Source organism: Acinetobacter sp. TWP2-2-3, assembly GCF_049896445.1.
Taxonomy (GTDB): Bacteria; Pseudomonadota; Gammaproteobacteria; order Pseudomonadales; family Moraxellaceae; genus Acinetobacter.
The window spans coordinates 381,569-405,766 of the sequence record NZ_JAFCUI010000002.1 but is presented as its reverse complement, the minus strand read 5'-3'; the positions used below and the strand labels follow the sequence as shown (position 1 = coordinate 405,766).

General features: G+C 43.3%; 25 protein-coding genes, 1 tRNA gene and 1 pseudogene. 7 read left to right on the top strand and 20 right to left on the bottom strand.

Annotation, left to right across the window (positions count from 1 at the left end):
* Positions 1-86 precede the first annotated feature (86 nt).
* Positions 87-542, top strand: coding sequence for a DUF962 domain-containing protein (locus tag ACP7AK_RS05365; protein WP_224215549.1), 456 nt, complete (start codon positions 87-89; stop codon positions 540-542).
* Positions 543-575: 33 nt separating this feature from the next.
* On the opposite strand, the pseudogene ACP7AK_RS05360 reads toward ACP7AK_RS05365, so the two are convergent.
* The 3 genes and pseudogenes from ACP7AK_RS05360 to rpsB form a co-directional block, all read right to left on the bottom strand.
* A pseudogene (locus tag ACP7AK_RS05360) lies at positions 576-1,075 on the bottom strand (DUF3465 domain-containing protein).
* A gap of 145 nt (positions 1,076-1,220) precedes the next feature.
* A complete protein-coding gene (gene tsf, locus ACP7AK_RS05355) occupies positions 1,221-2,096 on the bottom strand; it encodes a translation elongation factor Ts (RefSeq protein ID WP_004279049.1) in 876 nt (291 codons plus the stop codon).
* 142 nt (positions 2,097-2,238) lie between these two features.
* A complete protein-coding gene (gene rpsB, locus ACP7AK_RS05350) occupies positions 2,239-2,985 on the bottom strand; it encodes a 30S ribosomal protein S2 (protein WP_004279050.1) in 747 nt (248 codons plus the stop codon).
* A 207-nt stretch (positions 2,986-3,192) separates the two neighbouring features.
* On the opposite strand from rpsB, the gene map reads away from it, so the two are divergent.
* Both map and ACP7AK_RS05340 read left to right on the top strand, forming a co-directional pair.
* Positions 3,193-4,020 carry a type I methionyl aminopeptidase gene (gene map / locus ACP7AK_RS05345; protein WP_004645609.1) on the top strand — a complete coding sequence of 276 codons (828 nt, stop codon included), beginning with the start codon at positions 3,193-3,195 and terminating at the stop codon, positions 4,018-4,020.
* A 254-nt stretch (positions 4,021-4,274) separates the two neighbouring features.
* Positions 4,275-5,510: a pyridoxal phosphate-dependent aminotransferase gene (locus ACP7AK_RS05340; protein WP_005106458.1), complete on the top strand. Its 1,236-nt coding sequence runs from the start codon at positions 4,275-4,277 to the stop codon at positions 5,508-5,510.
* 63 nt (positions 5,511-5,573) lie between these two features.
* On the opposite strand, the gene ACP7AK_RS05335 is transcribed toward ACP7AK_RS05340, so the two are convergent.
* Positions 5,574-6,896 carry an MATE family efflux transporter gene (locus ACP7AK_RS05335; RefSeq protein WP_425878932.1) on the bottom strand — a complete coding sequence of 441 codons (1,323 nt, stop codon included), beginning with the start codon at positions 6,894-6,896 and terminating at the stop codon, positions 5,574-5,576.
* A 288-nt stretch (positions 6,897-7,184) separates the two neighbouring features.
* Here ACP7AK_RS05335 and ACP7AK_RS05330 point away from each other — a divergent pair, with 288 nt between their 5' ends.
* The gene (locus tag ACP7AK_RS05330; RefSeq protein ID WP_005247499.1) at positions 7,185-7,622 is read left to right on the top strand and encodes a PaaI family thioesterase; all 438 of its coding nucleotides are present in this window, start codon (positions 7,185-7,187) and stop codon (positions 7,620-7,622) included.
* A gap of 36 nt (positions 7,623-7,658) precedes the next feature.
* On the opposite strand, the gene ACP7AK_RS05325 is transcribed toward ACP7AK_RS05330, so the two are convergent.
* Positions 7,659-8,114 carry a hypothetical protein gene (locus tag ACP7AK_RS05325; protein ID WP_005247501.1) on the bottom strand — a complete coding sequence of 152 codons (456 nt, stop codon included), beginning with the start codon at positions 8,112-8,114 and terminating at the stop codon, positions 7,659-7,661.
* Positions 8,115-8,350: 236 nt separating this feature from the next.
* On the opposite strand from ACP7AK_RS05325, the gene ACP7AK_RS05320 reads away from it, so the two are divergent.
* A tRNA-Asn gene (locus ACP7AK_RS05320) sits at positions 8,351-8,426 on the top strand.
* Between the two features lie 195 nt (positions 8,427-8,621).
* Here ACP7AK_RS05320 and ACP7AK_RS05315 read toward each other — a convergent pair.
* The 11 genes from ACP7AK_RS05315 to ACP7AK_RS05265 form a co-directional block, all read right to left on the bottom strand.
* Positions 8,622-9,275, bottom strand: a complete 654-nt coding sequence (locus ACP7AK_RS05315; RefSeq protein ID WP_005247503.1) for a tRNA-(ms[2]io[6]A)-hydroxylase — start codon at positions 9,273-9,275, stop codon at positions 8,622-8,624.
* Positions 9,276-9,288: 13 nt separating this feature from the next.
* Positions 9,289-10,014: a pyridoxine 5'-phosphate synthase gene (pdxJ, locus tag ACP7AK_RS05310; protein WP_004645617.1), complete on the bottom strand. Its 726-nt coding sequence runs from the start codon at positions 10,012-10,014 to the stop codon at positions 9,289-9,291.
* 13 nt (positions 10,015-10,027) lie between these two features.
* The gene (recO, locus tag ACP7AK_RS05305) at positions 10,028-10,738 is read right to left on the bottom strand and encodes a DNA repair protein RecO (RefSeq protein WP_153566590.1); all 711 of its coding nucleotides are present in this window, start codon (positions 10,736-10,738) and stop codon (positions 10,028-10,030) included.
* 11 nt (positions 10,739-10,749) lie between these two features.
* On the bottom strand, positions 10,750-10,947 hold the full coding sequence (locus ACP7AK_RS05300) for an NF038104 family lipoprotein (RefSeq protein ID WP_425878929.1): 198 nt from the start codon (positions 10,945-10,947) through the stop codon (positions 10,750-10,752).
* A gap of 36 nt (positions 10,948-10,983) precedes the next feature.
* A complete protein-coding gene (era, locus tag ACP7AK_RS05295) occupies positions 10,984-12,012 on the bottom strand; it encodes a GTPase Era (RefSeq protein WP_409666626.1) in 1,029 nt (342 codons plus the stop codon).
* A complete protein-coding gene (gene rnc / locus ACP7AK_RS05290; RefSeq protein WP_004279062.1) occupies positions 12,012-12,710 on the bottom strand; it encodes a ribonuclease III in 699 nt (232 codons plus the stop codon). Before rnc ends, era begins: the two co-directional genes overlap by 1 nt.
* On the bottom strand, positions 12,682-13,053 hold the full coding sequence (locus ACP7AK_RS05285) for a DUF4845 domain-containing protein (RefSeq protein ID WP_253158645.1): 372 nt from the start codon (positions 13,051-13,053) through the stop codon (positions 12,682-12,684). The genes rnc and ACP7AK_RS05285 overlap by 29 nt, the downstream gene beginning before the upstream one ends.
* 23 nt (positions 13,054-13,076) lie before the next feature.
* Complete coding sequence (gene lepB / locus ACP7AK_RS05280) at positions 13,077-13,904, bottom strand: signal peptidase I (protein ID WP_425878926.1); 828 nt, start codon at positions 13,902-13,904, stop codon at positions 13,077-13,079.
* 20 nt (positions 13,905-13,924) lie between these two features.
* The gene (gene lepA, locus ACP7AK_RS05275; RefSeq protein WP_004279065.1) at positions 13,925-15,742 is read right to left on the bottom strand and encodes a translation elongation factor 4; all 1,818 of its coding nucleotides are present in this window, start codon (positions 15,740-15,742) and stop codon (positions 13,925-13,927) included.
* A 250-nt stretch (positions 15,743-15,992) separates the two neighbouring features.
* Positions 15,993-16,445, bottom strand: a complete 453-nt coding sequence (locus tag ACP7AK_RS05270) for an acyl-CoA thioesterase (RefSeq protein WP_004645622.1) — start codon at positions 16,443-16,445, stop codon at positions 15,993-15,995.
* Positions 16,446-16,565: 120 nt separating this feature from the next.
* A complete protein-coding gene (locus ACP7AK_RS05265) occupies positions 16,566-17,951 on the bottom strand; it encodes a Do family serine endopeptidase (RefSeq protein WP_005247518.1) in 1,386 nt (461 codons plus the stop codon).
* A 229-nt stretch (positions 17,952-18,180) separates the two neighbouring features.
* Here ACP7AK_RS05265 and nadB point away from each other — a divergent pair, with 229 nt between their 5' ends.
* Positions 18,181-19,815, top strand: a complete 1,635-nt coding sequence (nadB, locus tag ACP7AK_RS05260) for an L-aspartate oxidase (RefSeq protein WP_171065021.1) — start codon at positions 18,181-18,183, stop codon at positions 19,813-19,815.
* A 108-nt stretch (positions 19,816-19,923) separates the two neighbouring features.
* On the opposite strand, the gene ACP7AK_RS05255 is transcribed toward nadB, so the two are convergent.
* From ACP7AK_RS05255 to pabC, 4 genes are all read right to left on the bottom strand, one after another.
* Positions 19,924-20,340, bottom strand: a complete 417-nt coding sequence (locus ACP7AK_RS05255; protein WP_219308912.1) for a PaaI family thioesterase — start codon at positions 20,338-20,340, stop codon at positions 19,924-19,926.
* 95 nt (positions 20,341-20,435) lie between these two features.
* The gene (gene tmk, locus ACP7AK_RS05250; RefSeq protein WP_005106444.1) at positions 20,436-21,035 is read right to left on the bottom strand and encodes a dTMP kinase; all 600 of its coding nucleotides are present in this window, start codon (positions 21,033-21,035) and stop codon (positions 20,436-20,438) included.
* Positions 21,036-21,037: 2 nt separating this feature from the next.
* A complete protein-coding gene (mltG, locus tag ACP7AK_RS05245) occupies positions 21,038-22,096 on the bottom strand; it encodes an endolytic transglycosylase MltG (protein WP_005247523.1) in 1,059 nt (352 codons plus the stop codon).
* Between the two features lies 1 nt (position 22,097).
* Positions 22,098-22,910: an aminodeoxychorismate lyase gene (gene pabC, locus ACP7AK_RS05240; RefSeq protein ID WP_005247525.1), complete on the bottom strand. Its 813-nt coding sequence runs from the start codon at positions 22,908-22,910 to the stop codon at positions 22,098-22,100.
* A 160-nt stretch (positions 22,911-23,070) separates the two neighbouring features.
* On the opposite strand from pabC, the gene ACP7AK_RS05235 reads away from it, so the two are divergent.
* Positions 23,071-24,078, top strand: a complete 1,008-nt coding sequence (locus ACP7AK_RS05235) for a sulfate ABC transporter substrate-binding protein (protein WP_425878920.1) — start codon at positions 23,071-23,073, stop codon at positions 24,076-24,078.
* The last annotated feature ends 120 nt before the right edge of the window (positions 24,079-24,198 follow it).

Genomic DNA, 24,198 nt, shown 5'->3' with positions numbered 1-24,198 from the left:
CGCTTGCATGATTAACTTTTGACCATATCCGGATTCTGCTTTATATTTCCAGATAAGCAAAACATGTTCATGGAATGGAGCGAAGAATGAAAACAATATCTGAATGGTTTGATGAATATAGTGACAGCCATCAAAATAAAACCAATAAGCTGATTCACTGGGTCTGTGTACCGACTATCTATTTTTCGATTATTGGCATTCTGGCGCATTTCAGCGCTTTGCTGACTACCCTGCTACTGGTTTTGGCTTTTATCTTCTATGCACGCCTAGATCTTGTTTTGGCAGTAGCGATGGCTACGTTGACTTTGGTCATGGCCTGGCTCATCTGGATTCTGCCAGTCGGTACCGGTTTCTTTATTGCCCTGTTTGTCTTGGCCTGGATTGGCCAATTTTATGGGCACAAAGTGGAAGGTAAAAAGCCTTCATTCTTCAAAGACCTCCAATTCCTCCTCATTGGCCCAATTTGGTGCATGGATGCCTATTTAGGTAAAATCCTACCGAACTGGAAATCACGCCATAACAGCGCAATTATGAGCATTTAAACGCTATATTCGATTTACCCAATCGGAAGAACCTTATTGATAGGTTCTTCCTTGATGTTTTAACCAGCCAGCGACATGTTTTCGTGCAGGGTCATGATGCGTCCAGTGAATCACCCCACCCTTGTCACTGTATTCATATTCTCCATAAAACTCAACCTGATCCTGTTTTTGAATGTTCTGAATACGCGGCGCCAGATCGATATTATGCGCAATCAGTACAGTTTGACCATTTGGTAATTCGAGAATAAACTTTTGATGACGCGATCCTTCATGATCATCTGGCAAAACGGCAATCACCTGCCCGCTGAACGCACCTGTAGATCACTCTGACGCTGTTGAAACGCCCGTGCAATTCGGTCCAGATCATCAGTCGTTTGAGAGGGTACTAAATTAGGCTCTGAATCAAGCGTTTCAGTTGTAGTATCAGATGCGGATGGAATAAGTGGTTGGGATTGTTGTAGATCCAGGCCCAGATAAGCAGCAATCAACAGTGCAATGACTGCACCGATGCCCAGTTTGGTTTTATTTGGCATTTTTATAACTTTTTTATTAAATGATGAATACATGATCTGAGCTCTATCACCAAACCCAAATCCTATTCTTGAATTGCTGATGAAGAATAAATCAACATAAAAAAGCCCCATCAATCAGATAGGGCTTTTTCTAATTCCTAAGGAATTATTTTGCAGCAGCTTGAGCAGCAGCAACTTCTTCAGCGAAGCTCATTTCTGCTTTTTTCTCAATGCCTTCACCAACTTCGAAACGAACGAAGTTTGCAACTGTAGTACCAGTTGCTTTAAGAACGTCTGCAACTTTCTTATCGTTGTCGATTACGTACATTTGACGCTCAAGCACAACTTCATTCAAGTATTTCTCAACAGAACCTACAACCATCTTCTCAACGATATTTGCTGGCTTGCCAGATTCAAGTGCTTTCGCTTCAGCAATTTCTTTCTCTTTCGCGATAAGCTCAGCAGAAACGCCTTCAGCATTTACAGCAACTGGGTTGAACGCAGCAACGTGCATTGCCAAGCCTTTACCTGTAGCTTCATCACCAGTGTAAGAAACAACAACACCGATTTTAAGACCGTGTTTGTAAACTGCAAGGTTTTCGCCTTCAACAATTTTCGCACGACGTACTTGGATGTTTTCACCGATCTTTTGAACAAGAGCGATACGCGCTTCTTCAACAGTTGCACCATCTTCTAGTTTCAATTCAGCGATTTGAGCAGGATCAGTTACGTTTGCAGCAAGTGCAGCAGCAGCAACTTTCGCAGAGAAACCAGCAAAGTTTTCGTCTTTTGCAACGAAGTCAGTTTGACAGTTAACTTCTAGAAGAAGTGCTTTGTTGCCGTCTTGAGCAATTGTGATTGCGCCGTCAGCAGCAATGTTACCTGCTTTTTTAGCAGCTTTAGCTTGACCAGATTTACGTAGGTTGTCGATCGCTAGTTCAACGTCGCCGCCCGCTTCTGTCAAAGCTTTTTTACATTCCATCATTGCAAGACCAGTACGATCGCGCAATTCTTTAACCATGCTTGCTGTAACTGCAGTCATGTTTATCTCCTAAATTCGGTAGAAAATGAATTCTTTTTAGAACAGAAACGGCCCAGAGGAGTTCTCATGGGCCGCCTGCATACATAACGCTTACTTTGCCACCATCACATGTCGCAAAAATGACAAGCTAGCGTCAAACGCATTAAGCCTCAGAAGCTGGAGCTTCTTCTGCTTTAGCTTGTGCATTTGCTTGTGATTGAGCATATTCTTTACCAGCAAGAATCGCATCAGCCATAGCAGAAGCATAAAGTGTTACTGCACGGATCGCATCATCGTTACCCGGGATAACGTAGTCTACGTTGTCTGGGTTAGAGTTTGTATCAACGATACCAATTACAGGAATACCAAGGTTCTTCGCTTCTTTGATTGCAATCGCTTCGTGATCAACGTCGATTACGAATAATGCGTCAGGTAAACCACCCATGTTTTTAACGCCGCCTAAGCCACGCTCAAGTTTTTCCATCTCACGAGTACGCTCTAGAGCTTCACGTTTAGTCAGCTTAGCGAAAGTACCGTCTTGAGATTGAGTTTGAAGGTCTTTTAAACGGTTGATAGATTGGCGAAGTGTTTTCCAGTTCGTCAACATACCACCTAACCAGCGGTGATCTACATATGGTTGACCAGCGCGTTGAGCTTGTTCACGGATGATTGCAGAAGCTGCACGTTTAGTACCAACGAACAAAACTTTGTTCTTTTTGCTAGCCAAGTTGTTAGCAAAGTTCAAAGCATCATTTAACGCAGGAACAGTGTGCTCAAGGTTGATGATGTGAATTTTGTTACGCGCACCAAAGATGTAATCACGCATCTTTGGATTCCAGAAACGAGTTTGGTGACCAAAGTGCGCGCCAGCTTGAAGAAGGTCGCGCATGCTTACGTTGTAATCTGCCATTTTCTTTACCTTAAAGTTTGGGTTAGGCCTCCATATACCCGCATTCTCCACCCTAAAGGGCACCCAGAGTAATGTGTCGATATATGTGCGGATTTTTTTGCCTCATCGCACAAAGCCCGTGAAATTTATTCACGAAAAAGCATTTGATAAAATGGGCGGCTATTTATACCATAGTCACACACAAATTTCCAAAAGTTTTTAGAGATCATGAACAACACTTACCAAGCTCCACGTCGACTCATCAAAACCTCTGACGAAATTGAAAAAATGCGTGTGGCAGGGCGACTGGCGGCAGAAGTTTTGGATATGATCAAACCGCATATTGTTCCGGGTGTCACCACTCTGGAACTTGATACGATTTGTCATGACTATATTGTCAATCAACAACAGGCGATTCCTGCATGCTTAGGCTATGGCGCTGCACCGGGTCGACCTGCCTTCCAACATACCATTTGTACTTCTGTGAACCATGTGGTGTGTCACGGCATTCCATCAGACAGTAAAAAATTGAAAAAAGGCGACATCCTGAACATTGATGTGACCGTGATTAAAGATGGCTATCATGGTGACACCAACATGATGTACATCGTGGGTGGTGAAACCACTATTCTTGCCAACCGTCTATGTAAGGTAGCGCAAGAAGCCATGTACCGGGGTATTGAAACTGTAAAACCGGGTTCAACCATTGGCGATATTGGTCATGCCATTCAGCAGTATGTTGAATCCGAGCGTTTTGGCGTGGTACGTGAATATTGTGGTCACGGTATTGGTACAACTTTCCATGACGAACCGCAAGTGCTGCATTATGGTCAGCCAGATACCGGCATGGTACTTGAAGAAGGCATGACCTTTACCATTGAGCCAATGGTCAATGGTGGTGACTGGAAAACCAAATTACTCGGTGATAAATGGACAGTGGTCACCAAAGACCATTCATTGTCAGCACAATATGAACATACGATTCTGGTGACCAAAACCGGCGCGGAAATTTTAACAGCACGCCCGGACGAAGATTTGTCACGCTTTAGTGCGTAACCACAACATCAACAACACAAAATGGTCACTTTAAAGTGGCCATTTTTATTTTATATTTCATGCATTCGTATGCATGACCGAGATGTAAAAAGTCTCCCCTTGCCTGCTTCCAGCGCATCGAAATTCAAGATAAAGTTCGGCCAATACACCATTTTTTCCTTAAAGTTTTCCAAATTCTTTTGCCCTATCTGCACCATTTTAGGCTAAGATAATGTGCTTTTTATTTTTTAATCCCTATAAGAAGGAATACTGCCGTGGACGTACGTCTCTCTGATCGTGTGAATGCCATCAAACCGTCCCCTACGCTTGCTGTGACCAACAAAGCTGCTGAATTAAAAGCTGCAGGTCACAACGTGATTGGTTTGGGCGCAGGTGAACCAGATTTTGATACCCCTCAACACATCAAAGATGCAGCAATTGCAGCGATTAACAACGGTTTCACCAAATACACCGCTGTTGACGGTACGCCAGGTCTTAAAAAAGCCATTATTGCTAAATTCAAACGCGACAATAACCTAGACTATGCAGCAAACCAGATTCTGGTTTCTTGTGGTGGTAAGCAATCATTCTTTAACTTGGCCCTTGCTTTATTAAACAAAGGTGATGAAGTCATCATCCCTGCACCATTCTGGGTAAGCTACCCGGACATGGTGATCATCGCTGAAGGTGTTCCTGTTATTGTGAAATGTGGTGAAGAACAACGTTTCAAAATCACCCCTGAACAATTAGAAGCTGCAATCACTGACAAAACACGTCTAGTAGTATTGAACAGCCCGTCTAACCCTACAGGTATGATCTATACCAAAGCTGAGCTTGAAGCGCTGGCTGACGTACTTCGTAAATACCCAGAAGTGTATATCGCATCTGATGACATGTACGAACCAATCCGTTGGGATGACGAGTTCTACAACATCGCAACAGTTGCACCAGACCTTTATGACCGCACGATTGTGTTAAACGGTGTGTCTAAAGCTTACGCAATGACTGGCTGGCGTATCGGCTACGCAGCGGGCCCTGCTAAACTGATTGGTGCAATGAAAAAGATCCAATCTCAGTCAACTTCTAACCCAACTTCTATTTCGCAAGTTGCTGCTGAAGCTGCATTGAATGGTCCTCAAGACGTTCTTGAGCCAATGATTGAAGCATTCAAACGTCGCCATGACTTGGTTGTGAAAGGCTTGAATGATATTCACGGTATTTCTTGCCTGCCTGCTGATGGTGCATTCTATGCATATGCCAACATCAAACCGTTGATTCGTGCCAAAGGTCTTAAGTCTTGCACAGAATTCTCTGCATGGTTACTGGAAGAAACTGGTGTTGCAGTGGTTCCTGGTGATGCATTCGGTCTTGGCGGTTTCATGCGTATCTCTTACGCTACTGCTGACGAAGTACTGGTAGATGCCCTTGCTCGTATCAAGAAAGCTGCTGATTCTATCGAAGGCGTTGATGCTGCGATTGCTTCAATCGAAGCTGAAAAAGCTGCAAAATAATCTAGCTTCCTAGATAAAAAAACCCGCGAATTTCGCGGGTTTTTTTATGTTCTTCAACATGTATTAAACAGTGAGTCGTATTCGCTTATAGCTCAAGTATTTAATGAGCAAACAAACAAAACATAGACTTGCTGCAATCGTGTACGCAATACTCAACATCCACCAAAAACCATGAATCCCCAATGCATTGCTTTGCCAATTGAACAGTGTCATTGGATGATACGTCACATACCAACCACCACCTAAGCCCACGACCAGCACGGTACTGATAAAAATAAACATCGGTCTGACAATTTCTCGCCAGCAACGTAGCATTGCCAAACTAATCACCAGTAGCGCATCAAAGATATGCATCCAACACATTAACAGGATCAATGCCAAGGCTAATGTAATCACCTGCGCATTATTGCTAAATAACCCTACAATCCAACTATCTAAGCCCCAAATAGTCAACACGACAACGATAGCTATTAGCATCACAGCCATCAGTGCCCGCTTACTGAGTTGCCATGCGGCATCAATCTGCTCCGCACCAATTTGAGTCGACACCAAAATACCGAAGGCAGATGCCATCGACATCGGCAACATAAACATCAAGCCCAATAAACCAAGCATCACCTGATGTGCATTCACTACAATGTCACCCAAAGGTAAGATCAGCAAAGCAATCGCGCTGATGGCAAATACATCCACAAAAGTCACCACCGCATTGGGCAATCCAATTTTTAAAATTTTCAACAAAGTCTGCCAGTGAAAGAAAACACCAGACCACTGGATCTTTAACTTCTGCTCAAGGAAGAAAAAATAGTAAACAAACAACAGTACCCACTGCACAATCAAATGCGCCATGAATGCACCCTCAACCCCATAGCTTCTAACATAACCCTCAATGCCATAAATCAAGACATAAGCCAAAGCCACTTTGAGCAGTAAATAGATCATATTGGCGTAGAATACGCGCTTAGCCTGCCCACAGGCTTGGGTTAAAATATATAAAATACGCAACAATAAATGCGCTGGAATCGTCCAAGCCAACAGCCACAGACATGGCACAATCAATGTCTGTAAGGCCGTATCTGCCTTTAAAAAATGAAGTAAGGGAGTCGCATGATTAAACAAGTACATCGCAACAGCGGAAATCACCAGTACAATCAAAATACTTTGCTTCACAATACGCTGTATATCCGCATAATCCTGACGCCCATTGGCTTCTGCCAGTTCTTGCATCATGCCCTGTAACACCCCAATACCCGTCACAAAGCACAAAGAATAAACAGACAAACAGACTGTCAATGCAGCCACATGCTGAGGTGAAAAATGTGATAGAAAAATCACGTCGAACAAACTACTGAGCATAATAATGGCATTACTGAGAAAAATAGGCACCTAAAGATGCAGAAACTTTTTCATTACCCTATCACTCGATTTTTAATTCTTTTATAAGATTCGTTTTTTGGCAGATTATTTAGATCTGAGATATTTCATTAGAAATGTATACCAGTATCCTGCCATAACTCATTCTATTTCTTATTTTTTATAAAAATGACTTTACTCAGGTGCAGGCAATGTACTTCTTACAAAATAATCCGCCATTCCTATACCAGATTGCTATTATCGATGTCACAATTTTGAATTAAATCTCAACAACTCAAGAATAATGACAGGAAAATTACAATGAACCCAAAAGAAATGAGCGGTTTAGCATTACTGGAAGCGATGCGTGATGAAAAAATCCCGGCCCCAAGTATTAGCGAAACCATGTCGATGCAACCAGCAGTGATTAAAAGCGGACATGTAGAATTTAAGGTAAAAGCTGATCATCGACATTTAAATCCGCTTGGCGGCGTCCATGGTGGTTTTGCTGCAACCGTTTTGGATACCGTGACAGGCTGCGCGATTCATACTTTACTTGAAGCAGGTGTCGGTTATGGCACCATTGATCTGAATGTAAAGATGTGCCGCCCCATACCTCAGAATCAGCCACTGAAAGCCGTAGGAAAATCAATTAATCTCAGTAGAAATTTAGGTATTTCTGAAGGTCAGATTCTGGATGAAGAAGGTCGCCTGTATGCTCATGCCACTGCGACCTGTATGATTATTCGGACTGAATGAATATTGGTAGCCTGTACAATTCATCAGACACTTCATTTAAATAATATTACTTTTCGCCTGCCCTGCTTTAACAAATGACAAGCGTGGTCGAGTTAAGCCTTGAAACTCAAAATAATGCTTGGAAACATTGGCTAATTCCACATCTTGTGTTTGTGTTGTTGAGGCTTGCCACGCTTTAGACTGATTGGTTCCCGTCAAAAGATTGCCAGAAATGGCATAGATATAAAGGTCTTTGCCTTGCTCTTTCAGATAGTCTGCATTCAGGAAAACTTCAAAGTTAAATTGACTTTCAGTTTCTACCAACCATTTTTCTGCAAACCATAATTGCAGCAAATCACCTAAATAAAGTGATTTTTGCGCCAAAGGCCATAGCGTGATATGAGCGTCTTTAACCGGGATATAATACTGTGCAGGATCAGCAATAATCTGAAGATAGTTTTCTTGATAATAAGCCAGTTGAGAGAAAATTTGAGGGATGCTAAGCGTATTCATTCGCTGTCTCCGGTTTAGCCATTTTTGTGCTGGCAAGTAGGTTTAAATCCACACTGTTTGACCATTTGGTCAAACGACTTTATGGTTTTAATCTAGCAAGTGAAATTTATTCTGACAAGTATTTTTCGTGAAATTTATGCAATTGCCTAAATTAAAAACAGACAGGCTGTATTTATAATAAATATGATAATTTTTGCTTGACCCCTGTCAAAATCTCTCTATAATCGCTTTCAGATTCTCCAATAGCTCAGTCGGTAGAGCGACGGACTGTTAATCCGCAGGTCCCTGGTTCGAGCCCAGGTTGGAGAGCCAAATTCAAGAAAGCCCACTCATCATGAAGTGGGCTTTTTTATTACTTAAAATTTGACGGCTTGTTATTTTCAACTATTTAAAATGAATAATTATTTTCAATCCCTCATAAAACTCGATATATAAATACCCCTCTTTTAAAATTTCGAGATATAAAAAATCCCCCATAGATGGAGGATTTTTAAGCTGTCACCGAGATTAAGCCGCTTGAGCCGGAACACCGCTATGAAAACGGAAAGTTTCATCAGGCGTGAGAATTAGCTGTTTTTCAACTTCACGAATATGCAGGATTCGCTCCTGAATATCCTCTTTCGGATTTTTCAGTTTCGCTGTGGTAGCCACATCCATCGCCAAAGCCAGATAGTCTTCAAAATGGCGAGATTCGGACTTGAGCAGGTAGCGGTAGTAACGTGCCAATTCATCATCAACACGCGAAGCAAGCGCGTAAAAACGCTCACAGGAACGCGCTTCTACAAAGGCACCAATCACCAAGACATCAATCAAGGCTTCAGGTTCAAAAGTCCGGATTTCCTTACGCAAACCACCGGCATAACGCCCTGCACTCAAGTTTTGCCAAGCCTGACCGCGCTTGTTCATCAATTCAAGCACTTGCTCATAATGCAGCATTTCTTCACGCACCAGCTGTGCAAGCTTCACCTGTAGATCAACAAAATAGCTATAGCGAAACATCAGGTTCATGGCCGTGCTGGCTGCTTTTTTTTCACAGTTGGCATGATCTTGCATCAAGATTTCAAGATTTTCGACCGCCATATCCAGCCATGCTTGCGGTGTTTCACAACCGAGGAAAGCAATCACCGGCTGCATCAGTTCATCATAATTAATATTCGACATAATTACTCTAATCTTAACGCGCTGACTTAATCACGGCTTTCATTTGCTGAACCGCTTGTGCCAGACCAACAAATACCGCATCCGCAATTAAAGAATGACCGATATTGAGCTCATGAATCTGTGGAATCGCAGCAATCGGCGTCACGTTATCCAAATTTAAGCCATGGCCCGCATTTACCACCAAACCTTTAGATGCAGCATATTCAGCACCTTTCACAATGCGTTCCAGTTCCGCTTGTTGCGCTTCTGGAGTTTCTGCATCGGCATAGGCGCCTGTGTGAATCTCAATCGTCGGTGCACCACAAGCAACTGCTGCATCAATTTGTGCAAAATCGGCATCAATAAATAAAGATACATCACAACCAATGGCTTCCAGCTCTTGAGTCGCGGCTTTTACAGCATCAAAATTACCCACGACATCCAGACCACCTTCAGTGGTCACTTCCTGACGTTTTTCAGGAACAAAACAAACATGCTGTGGCTTGATTTCCTTGGCAAAGGCGATCATTTCATCTGTTACCGCCAACTCAAGGTTCATACGGGTTTTTAACGCAGGACGCATACGACGCACATCGTCATCCTGAATGTGACGACGGTCTTCACGCAAGTGCAAGGTAATGCCTTCTGCCCCTGCCTGTTCGCAGATCAATGCAGCATTGACTGGGTCTGGGTACGTCGTACCACGTGCTTGTCTTAATGTTGCGACATGGTCAATATTGACACCAAGTAATGCAGCCATAATCTTTTCCTAACTACGATTGAGATTGAGAGTTTTGAATCCAGAGTTGTCGACTTTTTAATGGTCGATCACCAAGCAAGGCCGTGATCGCCTGTCGATACAGTTTCGTCAGTAATTGTAACTGTTCCGGATTAAAATCCCCACCATTTTCATACGTCAACATGCTTAAAATCTGTTGACCGGATAGGGTGGAGCGTAAGGCTTTGGCCGATGGCATAAAGCCGGCATTGAGCTGAAAATAATAGTGCTGTTGTGGATCAATCTGCGCCTGATTGGCATCTACCGAAAAATCCAGACCATAACCGAGTTCTTCCAGCAAAACATGCTCAAACTGGCGCAAGATCTGTTTTAAATATAAATTTGGATTAGATTGTACGGATAATTGCTGTAATGCAGTTAAGGTCTCAGCATATTTGGCAAAAGTTTGCGGCATTTCGACTTCTAAAGGACATAACCGCAACAGGATTTCATTCAGATAAAAACCCGAAAAAAAGGCATCGCCAAAAAAGAAAATCGGCTGATTGACAATTTCCAGTTTAGTAAAATTTTTGAGTTCGGATTTACCTGAAGCTTGCAAACGAATGGGCTGATATTGCGGTGGTGGCATTTGCCTGAGAATGCCGTCTACCCTGCCATATTCTTGGGTAAATAAATGCACAATATGACTGCGTTCACGGTACTTACGATGATGAATCAGATAGCCATGCAGTACTTCGTTACGCATAAGCGGGTACTTTAATCCTTATCTTTTTTTGATTTTTTATCATCTTCTTCGTCATCCCCATCCGGGATCACTGCGCCCACAACAGCCGCAGTACCTTTCACTGCGACTTTTGTGGTTTTATAAGCCACCTTGATAGGAACCGTGACCACTTTATGAATACAGCCTTGCAGAAATAAAACACATGCAACCACTGCCAACACTTTCATCATCACAGATTCCTCGAAGGGTCTTATCAAGCTTATCGCTTAGATATCACTATAACCTAAGCTTTTTAATGCACGTTCATCATCAGACCAGCCACCTTTGACTTTCACCCAAAGGGTTAACATGATTTTCTGTTCGAACATTTTTTCCATGTCGAGACGCGCATCCATACCGATTTTCTTCAGTTTGACACCTTTCTCGCCAATCACAATGGCTTTTTGGCTCGGACGATCGACAAAAATCGTGGCATCAATATAGGTACAGGCAGCTTTCATACGACCAGTTTTTTCATTCAAGACCGGCTCTTCAGTTTTGAATGATTCGATCTGAACGGTCAAATCGTATGGAAGCTCTTCCCCCAGCTGACGCATGATCTTTTCACGGATAATTTCAGACGCCAGGAAACGCTCTGAACGATCGGTCAGTTGATCCAGTGAGTATAGTGGTGGCTGGAACGGAAGATACTTGGCAATCGTGTCACGTAAATGTTCAAGATTGGCACCACGAAGCGCAGATACCGGTACGATTTCCGCAAAGTTCATCAGCTTTTCGCGTTCATGAATCAGCGGCAAAGCTTCGTTCTTGTTTTCAAAAGTATCGAGCTTGTTGATCACCAGAATCACTGGCATTTCAGCATTTTTCAGCTTTTCCAGAACCAGGTCATCATTTGGCGTCCACTTTTGTGCATCCACTACGAATAAAACCAGGTTCACATCGCGTAAAGCCGAATGTGCCGCACGGTTCATCATTTTATTGATGGCACGGACTTCTTTTTTATGCATCCCCGGTGTATCGACAAATACCGCCTGAGATTTTTCACGTGAATCAATCCCCACGATTTTATGACGTGTAGTTTGTGGTTTACGTGAGGTAATCGAAAGTTTTTGACCCAGAATATGGTTCATTAAGGTAGATTTACCCACATTCGGGCGACCTACAATGGCAACAAAACCACTACGATAATCTGATGGGATCTCGGTGCCTTGTGCACTAAAAAATTGACTAATAAGGTCGTGACTGTCGCTTTGCGACTCGTGATCAGCATCAATGTGATCGGAATGAGTAGTCATTAAGACTTATGCTCCAAAAGTTTCAAAATATCCGCCGCAACGGCTTGTTCAGCAAAACGCCGGCTCGCGCCTTCGCCTTGCATAGTCGGTAATCCCGCAATCTGGCATTCCACTTTAAAATGCTGATTGGGTGCATCACCTTGAATATCTACAACCTCGTAAACTGGGAGAGGTTTCTTACGTGCTTGTAAATACTCTTGTAAGCGAGATTTAGGATCTTTAAGCTGATCTGTCGGCTCAATATGATCTAAATAGGGCTCGTACCATTTTAACACAATCGGTTCTAGCACAGTGAGATCACCGCAGTCGACATAGATTGCGCCAATAATGGCTTCTACTGTATCTGCCAGTATAGACTCACGATGATGACCACCAGATTTCAATTCACCGGTACTGAGAATTAAATTCTGGCTCAGTTTTAAATCATTGGCGATTTTTCCTAATGCTTCCTGACGAACCAGGGTTGCACGCATACGCGTCAACCGGCCTTCATTTTCGCTTGGATAGGCATTAAAAAGATAATTCGCAATGATCATCCCTAAAAGAGAATCGCCCAGAAATTCCAGGCGCTCGTAGTTGTGTTTATGACTGACTGAACGATGAGTCAATGCCAGTTTCAGCAAATCAGCCTGTTTAAACTGATAGCCGATCCGTTTGGCAAGACGTTCATCATTTAGCTTTGACTGTGCTTTGATCAAACTCTTTCTCAAACTTCATCACTAAATCGATATTCATTATGAAATTTTTACGAATTTCATAATTCTTGTGCACCTGTAAACCATCGGTATTGGTAACTTTGGCAATTTCGTCAAACTTTAGATCACGAATATTATTCATGTCTAAACGCTGACTCATCTGTTGACGGAATGTTTCTGGCGTTATATTGGCTGGAGCGCTTTTTAACAGCGCCTCAATCTCACCATCTACCATACGATCATCGAAGTATGGCCCCCACACTGCAATCGCCACTTTTGCAAGAAATGCAAAGCCCACGATTGCAATTAAAACCCCAATATAAGAAGCACCTTGTTGATGTCTCATTTTTATTTTCCTGATTGAAACAATTAATCGATTGTTCCGTTTCGACCAAACGATGGCAATTTAAAGCCAGGTTCTTTATGCATCCAGATATAGAAGGCACGACCTGTTAAGTTTTCTTCCGGAACAAGCCCCCAGAAACGACTGTCAGCACTCTGATCGCGATTATCCCCCATCGCAAAGTAATGACCTTCTGGCACTGTTACTTCCCAATATAAACCATTTTCACCTGAATATTTACCATTTTCCAGATAGTTAATATAAGGTGCCTGACGAGCAACATTCACCCCTTCCAGCTCACGCATGGTAAAAGTATGCTCGCCCAGGGTTTCTTTATGATAAATAGCTGTCGGTGTATCTAAACGGTCTTTTTCGCGGCTAAATTCTACTGGAACTTTCGCTACTTTTTCACCATTAATGCTCAACTGGCCATGATCATAAACAATATGATCGCCTGGCAAGCCGACAATACGCTTGATATAACTGATAGTCGGTTGCGGTGGATAACGAAATACCGCTACATCACCACGTTCTGGACTGCCGGTATCAATAATTTTGGTATTGACCATAGGCAGTTTGATGCCATAGTCAAATTTATTCACCAGAATAAAATCGCCGGTTTCCAGCGTCGGCACCATCGAATCGGATGGAATATTAAAAGGTTCATATAAAAACGAACGCAGTACCAGCACGATGGCCAGTACCGGCCAAAAGTCATAAGCCCAGGTGATAATGAAATTCTCATGGCCTTTGCCTCGAGTTTGTCTTTGTTTCAAAACAAACTTGTCTAGCAACCACACTGCGACAAAAAACAGGGTCGCAGGCACAAGAATCAAATTAAAATCAAAATCCATGGGCTTATATCCTTATTATTTTAGCGTTCGACTTTTAATACAGCTAAGAACGCTTCTTGCGGGATTTCTACGCTACCCACCTGTTTCATGCGTTTCTTACCTTCTTTCTGTTTAGACAGAAGTTTTTTCTTACGTGACACGTCACCACCATAACATTTCGCCAATACGTTTTTACGCATCGCTTTTACGGTCGAACGTGCAATGATTTGCGCACCAATTGCCGCCTGAATCGCGACATCAAACATTTGACGTGGAATCAGGTCTTTCATTTTTTCAACCAGTGCAATACCACGATGACGTGCATCATTACGGTGACAGATCATCGCCAAGGCATCGACTTTTTCCCCATTGATCAAGACATCTACTTTGACTAAAGATGAGCTTTCAAAACGGACAAAGTTATAGTCCAGTGATGCAAAACCACGTGAACAAGACTTCAATTTATCAAAGAAGTCCATGACCACTTCGGCCATTGGAATTTCGAAAGTAATGGAAACCTGATTCGCCATAAACTTCATGTCTTTTTGCACACCACGGCGCTCAACACATAACGTCATGACGTTACCCAAGTATTCTTGCGGTACCAGAATATGACACTCAGCAATCGGTTCACGTAAATCTTCAACCGTTGAACCATCCGGCATTTTGGATGGACTGTCGATATAAATCGTCTGACCATTCTTCATCACCGCTTCATAAATTACGGTTGGCGCAGAAGAAATCAGGTCAAGATCATACTCGCGTTCCAGACGCTCCTGTACGATTTCCATGTGCAGCATGCCCAAGAAACCACAGCGGAAACCAAAACCGAGCGCATCTGAACTTTCAGGTTCAAAGAACAAAGCCGAGTCATTGATTTGCAGCTTGTGCAATGCTTCACGGAAAGGTTCAAAATCGCTGGCATCAATCGGGAATAGACCAGCATAAACCTGTGGTTTCACCTTTTTAAAGCCCGGCAATGTTGCCACTTCAGGTGTGGTTGCCAAGGTAATCGTATCACCGACTGGCGCACCGAAAATATCTTTGATACCGGCAATGACAAAACCAACTTCACCCGCTTCCAGCATACCGGTTTCAGTATGTTTCGGGTTAAAGATACCTACAGAAGTAATAATATGCGTTTGACCAGTTGATTTGATCAACATCTTGTCGCCTTTACGCACTCGACCCTGCTTGACCCGAACCAGAGAAACTACACCAAGGTAGTTATCAAACCATGAATCCACAATCAGCGCTTGTAATGGCGCTTCGCGATCACCCTCAGGTGCAGGAATTACATTGACCAGTGTTTCAAGCACACCTTCAATACCTAAACCTGTTTTTGCAGAACAGGTCGGCGCTTCTGTGGCTTCAATCCCGATAATGTCTTCAATTTCCTGAATGACACGTTCAGGTTCAGCTTGCGGCAAGTCGATCTTGTTCAGTACCGGAAGTACTTCCAGACCTTGTTCAATTGCGGTATAGCAGTTAGCAACAGACTGTGCTTCTACGCCCTGCGCAGCATCTACAACCAGCAAGGCACCTTCACAGGCAGCAAGGGAGCGTGAGACTTCATACGAGAAGTCGACGTGTCCCGGTGTATCAATAAAGTTCAACTGATACTCTTGACCGTTGGGATGCGTATAGTACAAGGTTACCGAAGTGGCTTTAATGGTAATCCCACGTTCGCGCTCAAGCTCCATTGAGTCAAGGACTTGAGCCTGCATTTCACGATCTTGCAAGCCGCCACAAGTTTGAATAAAGCGATCCGCTAGGGTCGATTTACCGTGGTCAATGTGCGCAATAATCGAGAAGTTACGAATGTTTTTAATATCAACAGATTTTTTAGCTTGCGCCATGGGTTACCTTGAGAAAAAACACGCTATGTAATTTAAAAATATTACATAACAAAAGCCGAATAGAAATTGCGAAGGATTATAGCAGAATGGTGATCTAGAAAAAGAATTATATTTTTTCCTTTATTCCCTAGGTCGCGTACACCTCAGTCAGATGAAATCTGGATCACCATGATTAGAAAATAGCTCCCCAGCTCCACTTCTTCCTCAATATTATCAAAGTGTACTGATCAAACTGGAAAATGTTGCCTCATTAATCCAGATGTAAAGTTGAAAAGTCAAAAGGATTTACATGCTCTGAAAGTGGCTGATAAGCCTGAGTAAAAGTTGGTGACATACGTTTTGGACGCCCCGTGGCCATTTCGATACAAGCCCATTGCGTACTGCCGTTAAACAACAGGGTCTGATCCTGTGGTCGATAAAATGCGTATTGTCTAAAGGAATACAGGGCATTGATATCATTCAGCCAAGTGCGCAGAATAATCTCGTCTCCTTCAAAAGCTGCCTTGCGATATTGCACCTGATGTTCAACTGCGACCATGGCATGTTTCAGCTCTACATATTGCTTGAGTCCCAAGCCCAGTTTTTCAATATGAGCTGATGCGACATCCTGCATCCATTGCACATAGACCACATTGTTCACATGACCCAAACCATCAATATGTTTGGCTTGTACCTTTAAAGAAAGATCAAAAATACCACTCACTTTGCTGTTATCCTTTCCATGATTTTAAGGCTATAGAGTCTACCGAATTTATCGCTGGGGTAAATTGCAAAAAATAAAAAACCGCTTATACAAGCGGTCTTTCACAAAAATCTAGCAATTTTATGAGATACGCATCCCGACCACCGCAAGCTGCCCCTGACGAATCAAAGTCACGCGCGCGATGCTACCCTTTTTCAGTTCAGACACCTCCTGCACAAACTGATTTGAATTCAGTACTGTCTGGTTATTAATTTGAGTGATCACATCATTCGGCATGATTCGTGCCTGTGCTGCAATACCACCCGGACGTACATCCTGAATCACCACACCGCCTTTGATTTCCAGACTCGCCAACTCTGCTGGACTTAAGTCACGAATTGAAACCCCGATCACTGGTCCTTTGTTTGGTTGAGCCTGTGTGCCTGCTTTTGCCGGAGTATCATCTGGTGCCGCACTTAAAGTCGCTGCAATACTACGACGTTTATCATCACGCAAGATTTCAAGTTGTACCTGCTGCTGAGGTGCAGTACGGTTCAGATAGTTCAACAGTTCACTGGTACGTGAAATTGGGGTACCGTTGTATTTCAAGATGACATCACTGGCACGCAGACCTGCACGTGCAGCCGGAGAGTTTGGTGCAACCTGAGTTACCAGAGAACCTTCTGGTTTAGGTAAGTTATAAGATTCGGCCAGGTTACGGTCGATATCCTGTAAACTTACGCCCAGATAAGAGCGGGTCACTTTACCATTCTTCTTCAGTTGATCTGCAACTTCCATTGCCACATCAATCGGAATCGAAAAGGATAAGCCCATATACCCACCGGTTCCACTAAAGATCCGTGAGTTGACACCGACTACTTCACCACGCTGGTTAAACAGAGGGCCACCTGAGTTACCCGGGTTCAATGCTACATCTGTCTGGATGAAAGGTACTGCAGTTTCACCCATCATATTACGCATTTTGGCACTGACAATTCCGGCAGAAGCTGAATAATCAAAACCAAATGGCGAACCAATTGCGAGTACAGGCTCACCAACACGTAAGCGTCCTACATCCCCTGTCCGTAATTCTGGAAAATTCGAGCCATTAACTTTAAGCAAAGCTACGTCAGTTCGTGCATCACTCCCAACAACAGTGGCATCAATTTCCCGACGGTCATTCAGGGTAATGGTGACTTTGGAAGCATCTTCAACCACATGATGATTGGTCAGCAGATAGCCATCCTTGCTGATAAAGAATGCACTGCCATAACCGGTTTTTTCCTGTGGCATACGCTGCTGCGGAATAATCACCTGATTGCCAAAAAAGCGGCGCAGAATTTCCGGCACTTGTTGTTGTAAGAGCTCTTCTTCGCTCATTTTTTTAACGACATTGACACTGACCACTGCAGGACTGACCTGCTCGACCAGATTTGAAAAATCAACCGGCGTTACAGCCTGCAACTGTGCAGCACTCATGGTGAGAGTGGCTGCAAATAATCCTTTTTTTAAGTCTAGAATTTTCATATAAATTATTCACTCAAATTATTGATAAATTTATGTAAATAGGTTTTATCACAAACACTGTAAAGTTTAAGTAATAATATGTTTCAATACTTTATTCTGGGCAATATCTCATTATTAAAGCATTAAGTTAAGGCTTTGATTAATTTTTTTCATCAATAAATGAGCACTTCAACGCTTGCCTTTTGTACAAAAAAGCGCTGTTATTACCAAACTTTTTTAAAATTAGCTGATGGACATGTCTAATTTATCCCTTACCCATCAATTTGACGTCATTATTGTGGGCAGTGGCGGTGCTGGTTTAAGTTTAGCCTTATCGCTCCCAAATCATTTTAATATTGCAGTCTTAGCGAAATCCACCCTGACAGATGCCAGTACCTTTTATGCTCAAGGCGGCGTGGCCGCAGTATTGGATGAAATGGACTCAATTGAACAGCATATTGATGACACGATGATTGCAGGCGCACAGCTATGTGAAATGGATGCGGTTAAACAGACGGTAGAAGGTGGCAAACCTTCAGTTGATTTCCTGCTGAAACACGGCGTGCAATTTACTCTGGATGAACAGGAACAGTTACATCTCACCCGTGAAGGTGGTCATTCACAGCGCCGAATTATTCATGCGGCCGATGCGACTGGTCGTGCCATTTCCACCACCTTGGTACAACGGGCCCAAGAAAAACAGAATATTAAAATCTTTGAAAATTATATTGCGATTGACCTGATCTGTTCACAAAAGCTCGGTTTAGACGGCGATAATCGTGCGCTGGGTTTATATGCCCTGGATGAAACAACTGAAAAAGTGCATACCTTCTTGGCTCCATTTACCGCCCTTGCCTGTGGCGGTGCTATGAAAGCTTATCTTTACACCTCAAATCCCGACATTGCCACGGGTGATGGTATTGCCATGGCTTATCGTGCCGGCTGCCGGGTCGCCAACATGGAATTTAACCAGTTTCACCCGACCTGCCTTTATCATCCACAAGCACGTTCTTTCCTAATTACTGAAGCAATGCGTGGCGAAGGCGCTTATCTGCGCCTGCCTGATGGTGAACGCTTTATGCTGCGTTTTGACGAACGCGCCGAACTCGCACCGCGTGATATTGTGGCACGTGCTATCGACTATGAAATCAAGCGTCTCGGTATACGTCATGTCTGGCTGGACATTACCCATAAAGATGAAAGCTTTGTCAAAGAGCATTTCCCTACCCTGTATGCCCGTCTGCTTGAACTAGGGATCGATATTACCAAAGACATGATTCCAGTCGTTCCGGCAGCCCATTATACTTGCGGTGGTGTTGTGGTCGATGAACATAGCCAGACAGATATTGCCGGACTCTATGCAATTGGGGAAACCTCTTATACTGGCCTGCATGGTGCTAACCGTATGGCCAGTAACTCACTTTTAGAATGTTTTGTCTATGGAATGAGTGCAGCCAAGCACATTCAGGAAAATTTCAAGGCCGATCAGCCAGCTCCTGCAGTTCCAGCTTGGGATGATTCTCAGGTGACCAACCCGGATGAGGATGTGGTGATTCTGCAAAACTGGGATGAACTGCGTCAAACCATGTGGAACTATGTCGGAATCGTACGCACGACCAAACGCCTGGAACGTGCGCTACATCGTATTGAAATGCTGAAAAAAGAAATTACCGAGTATTATCAGGATTACCAGGTCAGCAAAAATCTGATTGAGTTACGTAATCTGGTGCTGGTGTCCGAGATGATTGTACGCTGTGCCATGCACCGCAAAGAATCTCGCGGTCTGCATTTCACCCTGGATTATCCAGAGCTGCTACCAGAACTACGCAAAACAGTCCTCGTCCCACCAAATTTTGAAGTGGAAACACCTTTGGTGAATTGTTAAAAGTAGATGGAGATAACATCCTTGGATGATATCTCCTTTTCTTTTTAGATTTTTATTTGCTCAAAGTCAGCTTAGGCTATTTATAGCCAGTCTTCTAATTTCAAATATTTAACGTTGTGGTGGAATTGAATATGTTCCGGTCACATGCGCCACAGGTTCTTCATGATCTATCGAATAAATCCAGACTTCTCCCACGATCAGTGCCTTGCCGACCTTGATCAGCTTACATTCTCCCCATATATCCGTTCCACCAGAAGGTTTACGTAAAAAATTGATATTCAAGTTAGTGGTCACGGCCAAACCGACCAATCCAATTTCACCCAGAATGGCGACATAAAGAGCAAAATCCGCCAAGGTCATCATGGTTGGGCCAGAAACTGTGCCGCCTGGGCGCAATTCTTCTGATCTCACCTGATAAACCAGAGTGGCTCCACGCGGAGAAACGGCTTCAATCCGGCACTTCTCCAGACTTTGCGGAAATTCTTTTTGTAAAAATTGTTCTATCTCAGTTTTGGTCGTTTTCATATGATTAAAAAATCTTCTATATCAGTCTTAATATAGAAGATTCTTCACAGATAAACCTAGAGAAAAATTAAATAAAAAGTATTTTAATTCCAAGCTTATTTTAAATAACTTAAGGCCTGCTCAAATACCTGCTCAGGCGTTTGAGTTGCATCCAGACGTTTGATCCGTTCAGGATGACGTTGCCACAAGCTTTCATATCCTGCTCTCACTTTCTCAAAGAAAGTGACTTTTTCCTGTTCAAAGCGATCCAGCGCACCACGTTCACGTGCTCGGTTCATCCCCAGTTCAATAGGTGCTTCTAACCAGAACGTGATGTCCGGCATGCGTGCGACAAAGTGGTCATTCAGTAACTGCAACTTGGTTTCGCTCAGACCCCGACCTGCACATTGATAGGCAAAGCTGGCATCGCTAAAACGGTCACATAAGACAATTTTCCCAGCTTCTAATGCGGGCAGAATCACTTGTGCCAGATGCTGGGCACGCGCCGCATACATCAATAACAGCTCGGTATCATGCGCCATGGCTTCTTCATGGTTCACAGCCAGCAACAGCGAGCGAATCTGCTCAGCCATCGGGGTTCCACCGGGTTCACGAGTCAAAATAACATCTTTGCCCTGGGCGATAAAGTCTTCATAGATCGAACGAATGAGCGTGGTTTTACCTACACCTTCTGTGCCTTCAAAGCTAATAAACATACTCATTCCTTATTTTTCGAGCGTAAAATCGTCAGATATTCCTGTACGGCTTTATTGTGGTCATTCAGATTGCTCGTGAACTTATGTCCACCATTACCGGTAGCGACAAAATACAGGTTGTCAGAATTATCCGGATGCATGGCTGCTTCAATGGCTTTCTTGCTTGGCAACGCAATTGGCGTTGGCGGCAAACCTGAAATAGTATAGGTGTTATACGGCGTCGGTGTGCGTAAATCTTTACGGGTAATATTGCCATTATAATTATCGCCCATTCCGTAAATCACTGTTGGATCGGTCTGTAAACGCATGCCAATTTTTAAACGGCGTACAAATACCCCAGAAACCTGTTCCAATTCACGATCTACACTGGTCTCTTTTTCAATAATCGATGCCATAATCAGCGCGTCATATTTATTCTGATATGGCAGATCAGTTGCACGTTTCGCCCACGCCTCATCCAGTGCTTTCATCTGTCGCTGATAAAGATTGGTCAGAATTTTACGGTCAGTTTCACCTTTGGCAAAGAAATAAGTATCCGGTGCAAACAGCCCTTCAGGATGTGAAAACGGAATATTCAGTTCTTTGAGTAATTGCTCAGTAGGCAGATGCAGCACTTCTTTGGTGACCAGATCATTTTTCTTCAGGGCATCAATCAGTTGCTTAAAAGTCGTTCCTTCAATCACCAGAATCCGGCTCATCTGGGCATTGTCTGCATCGGAAATCATCTCCAAGACCTGACGGATGCTCATGCCCTGGCGCACTTCATACACGCCCGCTTTCATGCTGTCATGAATCATGATGCGCTGATACAGCTTGAGAATGATCGGAAAACTCACCTGATTTTCTTTGGCCAGACGATCAATAAAACCGGAATAGGTTTGACCAGATTCAATCGCGAGCAGCTGTTTTTTTCCTTCGACAGGATACTCCTTCCACAAACTGCTTTTCAGGATCAACGCCAAGATCAAAGCAATCCCCATCAGGACCAAGGCAATTCCTTTGAAAGATGAGGAGAATCTCGCTTTATTTTTCTTTTTGGCTTTAGGTTTGGAAGCTGACATATTAAGACATCTGGTTCAATCGAAGACGGTTAAAAATTTCAATACAAGCATCGCCATCCAAGGTTCGCTGCTCAAATTGCGTGACAATTTTCATCGGGCTGAGTGCATTGCAGAAAAACAGGCTTTGAATATGGTTGATTTCATCCATATCGATACAGCGTTGCTGACAGCTAATTCCCTGATCTTGCATACGTTGTAGAATTTCTGCACGCATGACACCGAAGACGCCATTATAACGAAGTTCCGGCGTAATCCATGTATTGTTTATACGAATGAAACAATTACTGCTTACCCCTTCGACAACACCGCCCTGTACATCTGTCACCAGGGCCTCAGGCCAGCCGCTTTGATCTGCTTCCTGTTTCAGCAAAACCTGCTCTAGACGGTTTAAGGTTTTTAGCCCTACCAGACTCGGCATCGTCAGTCCTAATGCCTGCTGTAAAATGCCACTTTGAATCTGCTCAAACTTAAAATCCTGTACGGTTTGAGGATAATAAAATAGCCAGAGATCTGCAGGATGATCCGGCAAGCTATAACCGCGCTGACCAATTCCACGACTCAGCACGATTTTCAATGTGCCATTCAGTTCATGTTCTGATGCACGTAAAATCTGTAAGCTTTCTGCAATCAGATCAAGATTGGCATTCAGGCTTAATTTCTGATTGCTAATGTGCAAACGTGCCAGATGACGATCATATAATTCAATCCGGTTATGCCGAATCCGGGCCGTGGTAAAACAGCCATCACCATAATGAAAGCCACGATCCAGCACATCTATCTGGCTGACCTGTTGGGCATTTTTTAAATACAGCATATTTTGCAGCCTCTAAAATGAAAAATTGAGCAGTCAGATTCAGGCTTCACCTATATATCTTTTTTACTCACATCCAATTCTTTTTTAATTATTTTTTATGCAAAAAATCTCAAGCTATTCTTGCCTCATCTAACAAAAGCTAAAAAACTTGAGGCAAAAAATGAACACGCGTAAATTAAAAATTGGGGTACTGGCAGCGCTACTTTCAGCAAGCGCCTTAAGCGTTTCAGCAAAAGATTTCCTGAACGTGTCTTATGACCCGACTCGCGAATTGTACGACAACTTTAATAAAGAATTCAGTGCTTACTGGAAAAAAACCACTGGCCAGGAAGTCAATTATAAACAGTCGCATGGCGGTTCAGGCAAACAGGCACGTGCGGTGATTGATGGTCTGGATGCAGATGTCGTGACACTGGCACTGGCGGCAGATATTGATGAAATTGCAGAGCGCGGTTTGCTGCCGAAAGACTGGCAGAAGAAATTGCCGCAAAACTCGACGCCTTATACTTCGACGATTGTGTTTTTGGTACGTAAAGGCAATCCAAAAGGAATCAAAGACTGGGGAGATCTGGTTAAACCGGGCGTAGACATTATTACCCCGAACCCAAAAACTTCAGGTGGTGCACGCTGGAATTATCTGGCTGCCTGGGCGTGGGCCAAACACCAGAAAGGTGGCAATGATGCCAAAGCACAAGACTTTGTCCGTCAAATCTACAAACAAACCAAAGTACTGGATTCGGGTGCACGTGGTGCTACCACGACTTTCGCTGAACGCGGGATTGGGGATGTATTACTGGCTTGGGAAAATGAAGCACATTTGGCCGTCCGCGAACAGCCGGGAAAATTTGAAATCATTACTCCTTCTCTGTCTATTCTGGCTGAACCACCCGTGGCAATCTTAGAAAAAAATGCCAAGAAAGATGGTAATGAACATCTGGCCAAAGCCTATTTAAATTACCTCTATTCACCTGCTGGACAGACTGTGGCGGCGAAAAACTTTTACCGTCCACGTAATGCGAATGTATTAAAGCAATACAGTACCGTATTCAAGTCCTTAAAACTGGTCACCATTGATAAAGAATTTGGTGGCTGGACCAAGGTTCAGAAACAGCATTTTGACAATGGCGGTGTGTTTGATCAGATTGTCAAAGCCAATCACGCAAAATAATACTTTAAATGCAGTTCATTATGGCCTTGATTCATAAGGCCATTCTTATTTCAAACACTTAAGAGCTTATTTATCTCTTTTTTTCATATAAAATTCATTTTTAATTATTTTTTATGCATA